Source organism: Bradyrhizobium sp. SRL28 (assembly GCF_018596315.1).
GTDB lineage: Bacteria > Pseudomonadota > Alphaproteobacteria > Rhizobiales > Xanthobacteraceae > Bradyrhizobium.
Genome location: NZ_JAHEAG010000009.1, coordinates 124,713 through 137,953, shown reverse-complemented (window position 1 = coordinate 137,953; position 13,241 = coordinate 124,713). Strand labels below are relative to the sequence as shown.

The window sequence follows — 13,241 nt, the reverse complement described above, 5'->3', positions numbered from 1 at the left end:
CGCCATGTCCAGAATCGTTATGGCGGCCGTCACACCGCTCGTACTTCTTGGTGCGCTCTGCGCAGCGATATTGGTCGGGAATCCAAGCTGGCGCCCAGCCGTTCTGCCGTTCGCCTTCTCTCCTAAGCCCGTTCATGCGACAGTGGAGAGCGAAGCATTCGGGTCTCTCCAGGTCGAAAGCCCGGGCGGCCCACCTAAGGCGCTCGTATTCGTCGCCGCGGGTCCTGATGACGCGGTTGAGCGCAACGCGTATACCGAGGCGCTCGTCAATGCCGGTGCCGTCGCCGTCACGATCGACTTGAAAGAAGTTCGTGCCCGGCTTGCGGCCGCGCCGCACGAGGACTCGTGCCACTATGTCTCCGACAATCTTAAGGACGCCGCTCAAGCAGTCCAGCGCAAGCTCGGTCTCAAAGCGTATATATTCCCGGTCGTCGCGGGGATCGGGGAGGGGGCGCCGTTTGCATTCATTGCGCTCGCGCAGGCGCCCGACAATACATTGGCGGGGGCCGTAAGCCTGGGCTTCGACACGCGACTGCGTGCCGATCGGCCCTATTGCCCCGGTCCGAACATGACAGCCATCGGCGACGGAATCTATCAATTCGACAATGTAACACCGCTTCCAGGCGCGTGGCGCGTCATTGCCTCACCAATAGAGCAGGAACGTATCGATGCTTTTCAGCATCCGTTCGACGATGCCCAAGTCGTCGTCGCTTCATCCGACGAGCGGGAGGCAGCCTTCGTAGCGGCGGCGCTCGAGATCGGCTCACGCGGCTCGCATGGCGTCGACGATCTTCCGGTTTCCGTGATCCGCCCGAAGGGGGAGGCGCGCGCACTGGCGGTGATCCTCTCGGGCGACGGAGGCTGGCGCGACATCGATAAATCGATCGGCGAATGGCTTGCCGGTCGTGGCGTTGCCGTGGTCGGCATCGACTCGCTGCGATATTTCTGGTCTGAGCGGGATCCCAAGCAGATCGCCGCCGACGTTGAGGCAATCCTTGCGCACTATGGTCGGGAGTTTGGGACCACCCGCTATGCTTTGGTCGGTTACTCGTTCGGTGCCGACGTCCTGCCGTTTGTCTGGCCCAACCTCAACAATTTAGTCAGGGACCGAGTGGTATTGATGTCCCTCCTCGGGCTCAGCACCACGGCCGATTTCGAGATCACCATCGGAGGATTCCTCGGAGGCGCCTCTGCGAAAGATCGGCCGATCGCGCCTGCGCTGGACGGCCTCCCCCTTGCGAAGACACAATGCTTCTACGGTAGCGATGAGGTTGCCGACCGGGAAACCTCTTGCACTGCTCCCGAGATGAAAGGTGCCGAGCTGATCGAAAGGCCGGGCGGTCATCACTTCGACGGCAAGTACGACGCGCTCGCGGCCAGAATCCTCGAGCGCCTGACTGGGTCGGGACATGACGCTCATCGGCATTGCTGTGGCTAAGACGCTCTGCAACGGCTCGTAGGTAAAGTGCGCCATCCCTGGCTTGGCAATCCGCGCCGCTTGACAATGCATTTTGCGACACTTGAGGTTCGCGGGCGGTTCATGTTTGGACTGCTCAGAAAACTGACGCGAATTCATTCGAGCCCAGGTACTTCGTGAAGCGATCAGAGAGGAACTGGCGCGAACGCATTACAAGTTCTGCGAGAGAATGTTGGAATACCGTTTCTCTCTCTCTCTCTCTCTCTCTCTCTCTCTCTCTCTCTCTCTCTCTCCGCCATCGACCTGGGCAGTCTGCTCTCGAGCTCGGTCGACCAGCCCCAAAATTCCCAACAAACTGAGACCTTCTGGGGGACTGACCGTACTAGGGCTCGAACACTCTGGGCCTACAAACATGTCCAAGGCGGAAGCGGTACCGATCTGCATGTCGACATGGGTATGCGGTGGCGCCCACCTCTGGATTCGGGCTTCGCTCGATCCCGAAGCTAGCGGCATCGAGATTTTGCCGATTCGAATGCCCGAGGATTGGATTTCAATCATGCCAACGTTGAACGGGGCGGCATCCGGCCTCCGCTGGTTGGAAGGCCAACTTGTTCCACCGGACGAGTCCGGGCCGGTCCAAATCGGGGTATGAAAAATCGACGGGCCGGATAGAGGCGCCGCACTCCATTAGAAGGGTTCAATCCGACTATTCTGGAGCGACCTCGGCGATCACTTCGGACGTGTCGCGCCAACGTAAACAGGCTGCGCCGTGTTCAGGACCAACCGCAGCCATTGGCGGTATATCGTCGAGGCAGCGATCCAACCTGATCGGACAGCGGCTGTAGAACGGGCATTCCCGGCGGGGATTTATCGCGCTCGGAATCTCACCGACGACCAGACTGCGCTGCAACCGACGGGTCGGGTCAGGCGACAAGACGGCTGACATCAGGGCGCGCGTGTACGGGTGGCGCGGGTCTGCCATTATGGCCGCCGTCGGAGCTTGCTCCACGATGTGGCCGAGATACATGACTGCAACGCGGTGGCTCATACGTTCCACCGCCATGATGTCGTGCGAAATGAACAGGTACGCCACCGACATGCTGATTTGAAGCGAGCGCAGCAGACCCAAGATTTCCTCACGGACGGTGGGGTCGAGGGTCGAGGTCGGTTCGTCAAGTACGACAAGCTTCGGGCTGGTGATCAGCGCCCGCGCAATACCAACTCGTTGCTGTTCGCTTGCCGTCAATTCGATCGGAAAACGATCCAGGTATTGCGGCCCGAGACCCACTCGCTTCAGCATCTCGGTTATCATGCCGAGCCAGGCGTGGGCCGGTGCATCGCGCTGCAGGGCGAGCGGCTCCTCGACGGTCTGCCGCACCGTCCGGCGCGGGTTCAAGGAGGCGAAAGGATCTTGGAACACCATCTGCAAGCGCGACCGCAACGGCTTGAGTTCCCGTTTCGTGAGTCGCGTGATGTCGGAGCCCTCGAAGCGAATACGCCCGCTCGTTGGCTCAACCAGGCGGAGCAGACACCGGCCGACCGTCGTCTTGCCCGATCCGCTTTCCCCGACGAGCCCGAGAGTCTCTCCTCGTCCGATCTCAAAGCTGATCCCATTGATAGCACCGACATAGTTTTGGCCCTTGAGATAGAAGCGCTTGACCAGCCCTTCGACTGCTACCAGGGGATCTGTCATGGGACGATCTTCGAGGATGTGTTGGTTGTCGCGGCAGCGCTGACGGCGCGCAAGTCGGCAGCCGCAATCAGTCTACGAGTAACGGCGTGGCGAGGGGCCAACAGCACATCTCGAACGGACCCCATTTCGACTATCAGACCTTCATCCAGAACCGCAACGCGGTGGCAATAATGGGCGACGATTCCGAGTTCGCGAGTCGCCAGGACCTGGGCGGCGCCACTTTGGTGACAAAGCTCCATCATCAGGTCGAGCACCTGTCGTTGCACGGTCACATCGAGGCCAGCCGTCGGCTCGTCGGCGATGATTAGCGGCGGCCGATGCACCAGTGCGATAGCAAGGCAGACGCGCTGCGCCATGCCGCCGCTCAACTCGTGCGGATACGCCGCGAGCCAGTGCTCCACGTCGCCGATCCCGATCGCGCCCAACATCCTCGCGGCGCGCGCATGTGCTTGACGGCGGGAACACCGATTGTGGGCTCGAATATGCGCCACCATGAGATCGCCAACTCGCACCAGCGGATTGAGCTGGCTCTTGGCGTTGGGGAGCAGAGGCAGGATCTCGCAGCCGCGAATGGCGCGCAGTGCCTTTTCATCGAGTTCGGCCAGATCCTTGCCGCGGAAAAAGACATGGCCCGCACGCCGCTGCAGACCGTGGCCGAGCAGCCTAAGGATGGCGCGAACGAGGATGGACTTACCGGAACCGGGGAGGCCGACTACGCCGAGAATCTCGCCGGGCATGAGATCAAAGCTCACACCGTCGAGGATGGGAGGGCGACCAGAGGCCTCGATAGCGAGCCCACGGACCGAGAGTATCGCGGCCTGTGCGAAAGGGGCGGCGTGTTCGGCCTGCGCCGCGGGCGCGATGCGGGCGTTCGATAAGAGACGACGCAAGGGCATGGCTCTTTGCCCCGGCTCCATCAGCTTGCCTACAATGTCGCCCATGGCGGCAAATGTGAAGACGATTAGGCCCAACAAGAGCCCCGGAAACATCGCCACCCACCACTGTCCGGTGATCATGAACTTGGCGCCGCTCGCGATCATCGCTCCGAGTTCAGGCGTAGGCGGGCTAACGCCGGCACCTACGAAACTCAGTCCGGCGGTCAATAGCACGGCAAAGCCTATCGTTACCGACACCTGAACCAGGACTGTTGGCCAAGCGTTCGGAAGCAGATGCTTGAAACCGACGCCGAGTTCGGAATTGCCGAGAGCCACCGCAGCCTCGGCATAAAGATGCTCGCGCAGGGAAAGTATTTCAGATCGCACCAGACGCAGGAACACCGGAAAATTAACGAAAGCGACTGCGAAAACCACGTTAACCGGTCCGGTGCCGTGAATCGCCACAAGCACCATAGCCAAAATGAAGACCGGGAACGCCTGAATGACGTCGAGAAGACGCAGTGTCCCCTCCGATATCCATCGCATCGCTCGCCGATCTGCTCCCTCGAAATAGCCAGCGACAACGCCAAGCGGCGCGCCGATCGCAACCGAGAGGGTGGTGGCAATGACGGCAATGAGTACGTCAGTGCGAGGAGCTGCGATGAGCCGGGACAGGACATCGATGCCGTTTTCGTCTGTCCCGAAAAGATGCGCGCCATTCGGAGACACCAGCCGCTGCAGTGGATCAGCAACCGTCGGCGGGTAGGGCGCAACAAACGGGCCGATGGCTGCTATAATCAAAATAAGAACAAAGACGACCAAAACCGCCCGGTCGAAGCGGCTGAGGCGCGACCACAATCCGATAACGCTGCGGTGCGCCGAATGCCTTGTTACGCTTGCAGACGAATGCTGCCGGCGCCTGTCCTCATCAACCTTACGCGCGCTCAAGAGGCCCTCGCCGAGACACGCGGATCGATCATGAACTGGAGGAGGTCGACAATCAGATTCACCATCATCGTGAAGACCGCAGCGACCAGCACGAAGCCCTGTATCGGTGCATAGTCTGCAGTCGTGATCGACTGCACAGCATACCGGCCGATCCCGTTTAGATTGAAAACTGTTTCGATCAGAACTGCGCCGCCGAGCAGGTATCCGGCAACAACGCCCGTGACAACAACTGCCGGCGGCGCCGCATTGCGCATCGCCCATAGCAGGACCGTGCGTCGCGGCAGGCCCAGGGCCTCGGCATAGATCGTGTAGTCGCTGCGAAGCGCCGCTTCCATGCTCGCTCTCACCATCTTAAAGATCGGGCCGCCATAGACGAAAGCAAGCGTGACGGCCGGCAGTGCGAGATGGGACAAAGCGGACTCAAAGGTGTCGAAATTCCCCGCGAGCAGTGCATCTACGACGTAAAAGCCCGTAACCCGCGCGGGCGGAAGATCGAGGATGGCGAGCCTGCCCTCCGGACCAGGCGCCCACCCCAGCACGCTGAAGAAGACGAAGATGAGGACTAGGCCGAGCCAGAAATCTGGCAAAGCTCCAGCGAGCACGCCGTAGCCGAAACTGATGCGCCGCGTCGCGCGCGCCAGCCAACCGCGGGATGGACTCGCCGAGAGAACGGCGATCGGCACCATAATCACCAGCACGATGAGCATTCCGGCAGTGATGAGCTCAAGCGTCGCTGGCGCGCGGACGAGAAGATCTTGAGCAACCGAACTTGAATTGACCCAGGACCTGCCCAAGTCACCCTGAAGAAGACGCTGGAGGTAGGCGATGTATTGCTGCGGCAGTGGCTCGTCGAGGCGGAGCTGGTGGCGAAGCAGCTCTACTCCCTCCTCTGGGGCAAGAGGGCCCAATTCTAGGCGGGCAGGATCGCCCGGCAGCATGCGCACGAGAGTGAACGTAACGATCGAGATCAGGAACAGTTGCGGGACCAGAACCAACAGGCGTCGGCCGATGTACTTGAGGGTCCGCATGATTCTAAACCTGCACTTTGACCCGTCCTGCCTCAGGCGCTTGCCCGGATACGATGCAGCGTCTTACTTGGCGAAGGACATTTCGTTGACTTTATAGTGCTGGGTGGTGAACCACTTCCAGCCCGAGAGATTGGCGCTCATAGCGTTGACATACGACGGTTCTGCGATCCAACCCAGTGTTGCTGCTTCGTGGATGCGTTCTTCGGCGGGGCGGTGGAAGGAGTTGCGCTGGGCAGAATCGACGATCGAGGCGCCTTCTTCGAGCAGGCGGTCGACCTCCTTGTCGCTGTAATTTTGGTAATTGACAGCATTGCCTGTCAGATAAAGCAGTCTGAGCGAGTAGTTGGGGTCCGGCTGGATCGGGTAATCGATCCAGAGTGCAAAATCGGCTTTCTTTGACTGAACCAAGTCAGAATGAGCCGATACGGGCTGCTTGCGCAGATCGATGTTTATACCGACCTGAGATAGCGTCGACTTCAAAAGCACGGCTATGTTCTCTTGCACCGGATCGCCGGCGCTGTAGGTCAGTGTGGTCCGGAAGCCCTTGGCATAGCCTGCCTCGGCAAGCAGGCGCTTGGCTTTAGCCACATCATATGTGTAATTGTTGAATTCCACATAGCCGGGATAGACGCTGGGCATTACGCCTTCCCAGGTGACGGCCAGCCCGCGATAGATATCTTTGACGATCTGGTCGCGCGCGAGCAGATGATTGATGGCTTGGCGAACCTGCACCTTGTCAAACGGCGCCTTATTGTTGTTCATCACCAGATAGATCGACTGGTTGCCGCGAACCGCGGCCACGCGCACGTTGGATGCCGCTGCAAGGCTGACCGCCTCGTCGGGCGAAACGCCTTCGATCAGATCAACCTTGCCCTCCTTGAGAAGTGCCAGCCGGCTCGCCGATTCCGGAACGACCTGATAGATGATGCGCTTGATCTTCGGTGGACCCTGCCAATAGTTCGGGTTGGCATCCATGACCACGCGATTGCCCGCTTCCCAGCTGCGGATCACATAGGGTCCAAAGGCAACAAGGCTCGTCGAAGCCCATTTGGTAGCCCACGGGTCGTCAGGCGTCGAATGCTTCTTCGCTTCCGTGCTGTCGTACCAATACCAGTAGAGGTTGGTGAGAATCTTGCAAATTAGCGGCATCGGCTTGTCGGAACTGATCCGCACAGTGTGGTCGTCGATTTCCTGCCACTGTTTTGGGTCGGGCGCGTTCGCAGCATTCTGCATAAACGTCCCAATCGCCTTGAGTTCATGCGCGCGCTCAACCCTCCACAGCACGTCCTTGGCCGTGAATTCATTCCCCACCGCCGATTTCACCCCTTTGCGCAGATGATAAACGGCGGTCTTGCTGTCCGCACTCAAATCGCAGTTCTCAACAATGCCCGGAACCATTTGCTGCGCCCGGAAGTCTGGATAGGTGAACCCTGGAATCTTGGTCGGATCTGCCCCTGTGGTCGGCGCATACGGATAGGTGGTTGGTTTCCATTCTGCGCCCGGTTCAATAACCTGTGCCGCCATCGTCCACGTTTGGGGACCCGATTGGCGGTCAACATCCACGCCTTGTGGTGTTCCCGGTACTGCGATGATGATGGTGTCTTTGGTTTGGGCCAGACACCCGCCGCTGACCAAGGCCAACATTCCGCACCCGCCACCCACTGCCCAGATCACGGGATGTTTCCGCATCATTTCTTCCCTGTTGCCTCAAAATAATCTTCTGAGACTTAGGGGGCCGATCGTAGGCAGCCTGTCCGCAAATTTATCCCTTATCGACCTTCCCCAATCCGTCTGCCTAAGCCCATCCTTTGACGTGCGCTGCGTAGAAGCTTACTTTCATCTCAACGGCCTTGTCGAGCGTCGCCGCGTCGAACCATTGCAGATCATCGGAGTGTTCGGACGCGCGAATAGGTAGATGGAGCGCCGGAAGACCAGCGGGAACTAATTCTGAGCGTCTTGCGGTGGAAGGTCCGGAACCGGCTGCGGGCCGATTATGAGTTTTCAATTCGGGGAGGAGGTCGACAATGAGCGACCCGTTCGGGTCCAGGCAAAGTCTACATTTTCATCTTGGCCTAGGAATGCAATGTTCTTAGTTCGTTCTAATCGAGTCTGCGCTGCAAGTCTACATTGATTACCAAACTTGCCGCGAGGAAGCAGTTGGTTGAACCATACCGCGAGTTCGAATCCTCTCGCTCCGCCATCGACCAGGGCAGTCTGCTGCGAGCTCGGTCGACCAGCCCCAAAATCCCAAACAAACTGAGACCTTCTGGGTGACGGACCGTCCTAGAGATTGCCCAAGAGACGGCAATTTGTGGCTGGAGACGACATTTTTCTCCAAAGCTTCGTACTTCGTCATTTTAGTACAGTCCTGAAAACCAAGGGGGCGAGCGCAATAACTTGCGCTGCAGTTTGCTCAGGGTTCGAATCCTTCTGACCGCCATTGACCTGGGCAGTTTGCTGTCGGGCTCGGTCGACCAGCACCCAAAATCTCCAACAAACTGAGACCTTCTGAGTGACCGACCGTACTAGAGATTGTCGAAGAGACGGCAATTTGCGGTTGGAGACGACATTTCTCCAAAGCTTCGTACTCCGTCATTTTAGTACAGTTCTAAAAACCAAAGGGCGAGCGCAATAACTTGCGCTGCAATTTGCTTAGCGGTGTTTGCTCGTCGCAGCGTGTCAGTGTGCGCTGGTGTCGCACGCTGACCCCACCCCAAGGGGGGAAGCCCCCCACCGAACTTGATCAAGCAAGAGTAACAGCCCCTCTAACTTTTAGCGGCCCCGACCAGGAATGTCCGCTATCGGCGGCGGGCTCGACTGGTCAGCGCAACACACTAATCCTCCAGCGAAGATGGAGTGTGGGCCATGAAGCAGCGACGTCGCATTTATTACTCGGCGGCTCAGCGATCCGAAATCTGGGATCGCTGGCAGGCTGGCGAGCCGATGAGTTCAATCGGACGCCGATTTGACCGGGAATTCTCTTCGGTCTTTTCGGTCATCTCGCCAAGCGGCGGCATTCGTCCGCCAGTTCGGTGACGAGCCAGGAAGGCGCTCAGCCTTACTGAACGGGAGGAGATTTCCAGAGAGCTCGGCAGGCAACGTTCATTGCGCTTGATTGCCCGCCAATTGGGACGATCAGAGGGCTCGTTCCGCGCCGAGGGTTGGGGGGAGGACAGGCACCGAACATCGTCACAGTGCCGTAGGGGTGTGGAGTCGTCCAGCCTCAAGTAAAGGTAGACCGGCTTCGCTTGGGACTTGATGACCTTTCTCAAGCGCCGCAGAAACGGCGGTTGGGGATCATCTCCGGACGCAACATGCTCGCCTGTCCGTGAGCACCGCCGTCACGGAGGGCTCTTCATTGCCGTCCTGGTCATCTGGAGGGAGCAGTCGAGATCGGAGAGAGAGAGATCGCCATCGCTTCCTGATGAGGTCCGCCTTGCGCAACAGCGCCACGCGGCCGTGGGGCCGCGCACGGCGCTGTACCGCGCGGTCGAGTCACGACCGGTGATGGCGGCGGGCACGATGATGCGGGAATGCGTCGGGCGCAGAAGCATATGAGTCGTAGCGGTCGCCGCAGTAAGAGACGCCGCCGCCGGCCGACGCACACGCGCCCTTCAACGCTGGCCAGTCGGGAGAAGCCTTGGCAGCAGGCGTGGGCGCGCCTCCATTCAGAACGTCCAGATTGGGATAATAGAACGCGAAAGCGCCCGGCTCCTGGATGGCGGCCCTCATGGTCCCGTTCGGATTGTAGTCGTTCTCCGGATTATACCCGGAGTCGCGCAGATTTTTCATGTACAGGGCGTGGTCGCTGCTGCCCACACCCAGAGGAGCTTGCGCGAATGCCGGCGTCGCTGCGGTCGCGGCCAGCAGCACGGACGCTGCAAGAGCTTTCAATGAAATCATTTTCGTTTCTCCTGTATGGATCGATTGCAGGCCGCGTGGGACAAGACGAATTGATCGCGCTTCGTGAGGCGAGCGTGCTGTCTGGACCGCGAGCTATCTGCTTGCAGCATCCGATGCGGATACCTTGTATTGGATGTAGGAAGACCGCGCGCCCGTCCCATTAAATTCCGATTCAATAAACTCAACTCGGCTTGAAACGCGCGTTACAGGGTCAATCGCCTGCGGAACGGCATTCGCGCACAACAAAGCTGATTGCGGCGCGACGCGACGTCGTGACGAAATCATGCCGCGTGAACACGGGGGTGACTCGACTCCTGACGGGTCGTCGATCCCTCCCGCACTGGTTATCTGACTGCCGTCGATGCTGTGCAATTGCGCGGGCAGCGCCGCTGGTCCGATGGAGCGAAACGACACCATCGCAGGGGTGCAAGCCTTAGCGCGCTGGGGATTTCAGGGCCCGGCCTAGGAAATACCAAACAGCGCCGAGCGATCATATTCCGCTTCCGGCGGTGTTGTACCTCTCGGGGCCACCTCAGTTGGCGGCCTCTTTCATGACAGCTTTGACGACGGGCCACGCAGCGCATGATCTTCCCCGCCCGTGAGATGATCTTCGATATTATCGGCGATCTCCTCGCAGACCGACGCCAACGCGCGCAGTTCGGTTTTAACGAGAGGATCGACGGCCCGCTCGACAAGTTTCCGATACGTGGCTGCTTGATCCCGTAGATAGTTAAGCCAATCATGCGTGCCGAACACGGCACCGTTGAGCTTGGAGTGGTCACAATCCATGGTGGGCTTTTTTCACTAGCACGCCGAATGCATGAAGCTGATGTAGGTTCGCAATCTGCGGACACCATTAAAATGAATTTTAGAAGCCAAGCGCCTCAGTCGGTAGACCTGACCGGACTGGCCTCGCCAACCTTCGGGACGCTGTTACCGGCGTGAATTCTTCACGTGATACGTCGCCTGATGTGCTCGATGTTCATGAGCTTGCGAACCGCCTGTTCAATGGCAGCGGCCATTGCCCCCACCGCGCGACCTTTTGCGTGCCTCTCACGCGCCCGATGATGATCGCTCGACGTCCGCACCGAAGTCCTTTCTAAAATGCCATTTAATGGCAGAGCGGACGCCGACTTCCGATCTTAGTCTATACACTCACTCTCTGTCTTGGAAACTGATGGCAGACCGACCACCCATTCGTCCGCAGGGTGCGCTGGCGAGGCTACGCCGCTCCATCGAAGGGCTAGGACCGTATCAGTCCTTGGCGCTGCTCTTGGTCTCTATCAGTCTTGGAGAGCCTCCAAAGGTGATCGCGGTGGTTTTTGCCGGTGACGGTCATTGGATCACTGGCACGGTCATGATTATCGCTGCCTATGCTGCCAGCCTATTGGTCGGCGAGAGATTGTTCAAAATGGTCAAGCCCAAGTTGCTGACCCTCCCTTGGTTCGCCCGAATCTGGGTTTGGTTTGTCGCCATTCGCAGAAAGGCGGGTGAACCGTTTCGCAGATCCTGAAACGAAAAACCCCCGTATCAAAGCCGGGCGCTATGGATTTAGGGGTGATACATCACCTCGTCGGCGAGAGCGGGGAGTCGAAAGGACGGTGCGAGTTTGGGAAAGGCTCGCGGTTGTACCTCGATGCCATGAAGCGCAGCGGCGTGCTGCCGCAAGCTGACTAGCTTACGCGACGCTGCCGACTACATCACCGCCCTTACCGACGATAGAGTCCGGGCTGCCGGAATTGCCGCGATCGAGGCTGATGCTGGTCGCCGATCTCGGCGGCCACATATTCGCCCGGATTGGCCTCATGCGGGCGTTGAACCGTCACCATGTTCGGAGTTCAATCGGCGCGAAAAGAACCGCATTGGGGCAGATGAAACTCAGGAGAGACAGGCTGTGATCTAGTTCACATCTTGGGCCCCAAGGTAAATGATAGCTTGGAGCAGATGGTGCAGATCATCTCAAACAACGAGGTTGGATCATGCCCGCCATATTCGACCTCCTCTATCGCGAATACTGCCGTGCCCGCCTCGCCGAAATGCGGAAACAACTTCTGATCTCGCCTGAGAGGCATGAGGTCCCAGAAGTGATTTGCGATGCAAAGGATGCTGTCGGCGCTAGTCCGGCTAACCAAGTGAGCGGCGGTGGGACCGACGCGCTGGATCGTCTCGGTCGTACCTAAGCTGCTCGCCGCAGCCCGAAATCCGATTTCAGTCCGGCTGCATGATTTTGCGCCGGCTGGCCCGACCTGCAAAAAAATTGGGACGCGCGCCTGTGTCGGCGTTGAGCTGCCATTTTCACGCGCCCGTTCGCGCCTAGGACGCCGGCCGCAGCCGCGATGGCGAGGCAAGGCCTGCGAGCAGCACCGCCAAAATGCCGGTCAGGAATATTCCGTCAAATGTCCCTGCGCCACCGATGGAAGCGATCGGCGCGCCAAGGCTGCCGATCTTGTCGAGATTGAGAATATCGGCGCCGATTAGCGTTCCCATGGATCCGCCGATATAAGCCAGCGGCGCTGCATATTCGCGGGAGAGGACGAGGGCAAGGATCGCTGCGGCCACGACCGGCACAAAAACCGGCACGGCAATGCCAATACCAGCCACTGGCGTTGCCGTGGAATGAACAATGAAGGCAATTACGGCGACAGCGATCGCTGCCCTGAGCCAGAGCTGATAGCGAAGCACTAGATAGGCGGACATCAATGTCGGAATCACCGCACCGCCGACATTAACAGCCAAAATGGTGCTGGGCGAAACCACGAATGGCACCACATAGCGCATGCCGAAGAAGTCGACGATTTGCCCCGATCTGACCGGCGGACCGGGCAGCACTGTGATCGGAAGATTGAAGTAGCTTCCGATCAATGAGCCGAATAGGAGGAGGAGTGCGACCCCCGGACCTACCCCGAGCCGCATATAGGCATATCTAAGGATGCGGAGTTGGATCAGGATGAACAGCGCCAATGCCAAAAAAACCAGGATCGAAAAAAATCCCGGCGTCAGGGGCAAATAGTGAACCTGGGGATCATCCATAAGATCGGTGGTTTGGTTCGGGCAGGGACGGCGCTATGTGGCCGCTACAACGTCACGCCAAGCCAGCACGGGCAAGGTGGGTGACCGGGCAAAGACGCTGTAGGGCCATTGCTTAGGTAGGATCGGCGCGCGTTCTTTCACTTCACAATGTTCTGCGCTGGAATTGATTGGGGCAACGCCTAGGCCCTATTTTGGCACCTCGCGTGCACTAACGCGCACCATTAGGGACTGGTTGCCGTGATGGTCGCGGTGTAGCTGATGTTGCTGGCCTGATCGTTGACGACGCGCGGCGGCGTGGAGCAAGTTGCGGCTCCCAATGATCGGCATCCACAAAAAGAAAGGCCGCC

10 protein-coding genes are annotated in these 13,241 nt (G+C 59.1%); 3 read left to right on the top strand and 7 right to left on the bottom strand.

Annotation, left to right across the window (positions count from 1 at the left end; all coding sequences use genetic code 11):
- Positions 1–4 precede the first annotated feature (4 nt).
- Positions 5–1,438, top strand: a complete 1,434-nt coding sequence (locus tag KIP88_RS20395; protein ID WP_214489731.1) for a virulence factor family protein — start codon at positions 5–7, stop codon at positions 1,436–1,438.
- Between the two features lie 685 nt (positions 1,439–2,123).
- On the opposite strand, the gene KIP88_RS20390 is transcribed toward KIP88_RS20395, so the two are convergent.
- The 4 genes from KIP88_RS20390 to KIP88_RS20375 form a co-directional block, all read right to left on the bottom strand.
- Entirely contained in the window at positions 2,124–3,110 is a 987-nt protein-coding gene (locus KIP88_RS20390) for an ABC transporter ATP-binding protein (protein ID WP_214489730.1), read from the bottom strand.
- Positions 3,107–4,933, bottom strand: coding sequence for an ABC transporter permease subunit (locus KIP88_RS20385; RefSeq protein WP_214489729.1), 1,827 nt, complete (start codon positions 4,931–4,933; stop codon positions 3,107–3,109). The genes KIP88_RS20390 and KIP88_RS20385 overlap by 4 nt, the downstream gene beginning before the upstream one ends.
- Positions 4,930–5,961: an ABC transporter permease gene (locus KIP88_RS20380; RefSeq protein WP_214489728.1), complete on the bottom strand. Its 1,032-nt coding sequence runs from the start codon at positions 5,959–5,961 to the stop codon at positions 4,930–4,932. Before KIP88_RS20380 ends, KIP88_RS20385 begins: the two co-directional genes overlap by 4 nt.
- Before the next feature lie 63 nt (positions 5,962–6,024).
- Positions 6,025–7,650: an ABC transporter substrate-binding protein gene (locus KIP88_RS20375; RefSeq protein WP_214489727.1), complete on the bottom strand. Its 1,626-nt coding sequence runs from the start codon at positions 7,648–7,650 to the stop codon at positions 6,025–6,027.
- Positions 7,651–8,826: 1,176 nt separating this feature from the next.
- On the opposite strand from KIP88_RS20375, the gene KIP88_RS20370 reads away from it, so the two are divergent.
- A complete protein-coding gene (locus tag KIP88_RS20370; RefSeq protein ID WP_214489726.1) occupies positions 8,827–8,997 on the top strand; it encodes a hypothetical protein in 171 nt (56 codons plus the stop codon).
- A gap of 459 nt (positions 8,998–9,456) precedes the next feature.
- Here the strand turns inward: KIP88_RS20370 and KIP88_RS20360 are convergent, their stop codons facing one another.
- Together KIP88_RS20360 and KIP88_RS20355 are read right to left on the bottom strand one after the other, a co-directional pair.
- Positions 9,457–9,864: a hypothetical protein gene (locus KIP88_RS20360; protein ID WP_214489725.1), complete on the bottom strand. Its 408-nt coding sequence runs from the start codon at positions 9,862–9,864 to the stop codon at positions 9,457–9,459.
- A 549-nt stretch (positions 9,865–10,413) separates the two neighbouring features.
- The gene (locus KIP88_RS20355; protein ID WP_214489724.1) at positions 10,414–10,653 is read right to left on the bottom strand and encodes a hypothetical protein; all 240 of its coding nucleotides are present in this window, start codon (positions 10,651–10,653) and stop codon (positions 10,414–10,416) included.
- A 388-nt stretch (positions 10,654–11,041) separates the two neighbouring features.
- Between KIP88_RS20355 and KIP88_RS20350 the strand changes: the two genes are divergently transcribed.
- A complete protein-coding gene (locus KIP88_RS20350) occupies positions 11,042–11,377 on the top strand; it encodes a hypothetical protein (protein WP_249790891.1) in 336 nt (111 codons plus the stop codon).
- Between the two features lie 800 nt (positions 11,378–12,177).
- Here the strand turns inward: KIP88_RS20350 and KIP88_RS20345 are convergent.
- A complete protein-coding gene (locus tag KIP88_RS20345) occupies positions 12,178–12,894 on the bottom strand; it encodes a DUF1614 domain-containing protein (protein ID WP_214489723.1) in 717 nt (238 codons plus the stop codon).
- Between the last annotated feature and the right edge of the window lie 347 nt (positions 12,895–13,241).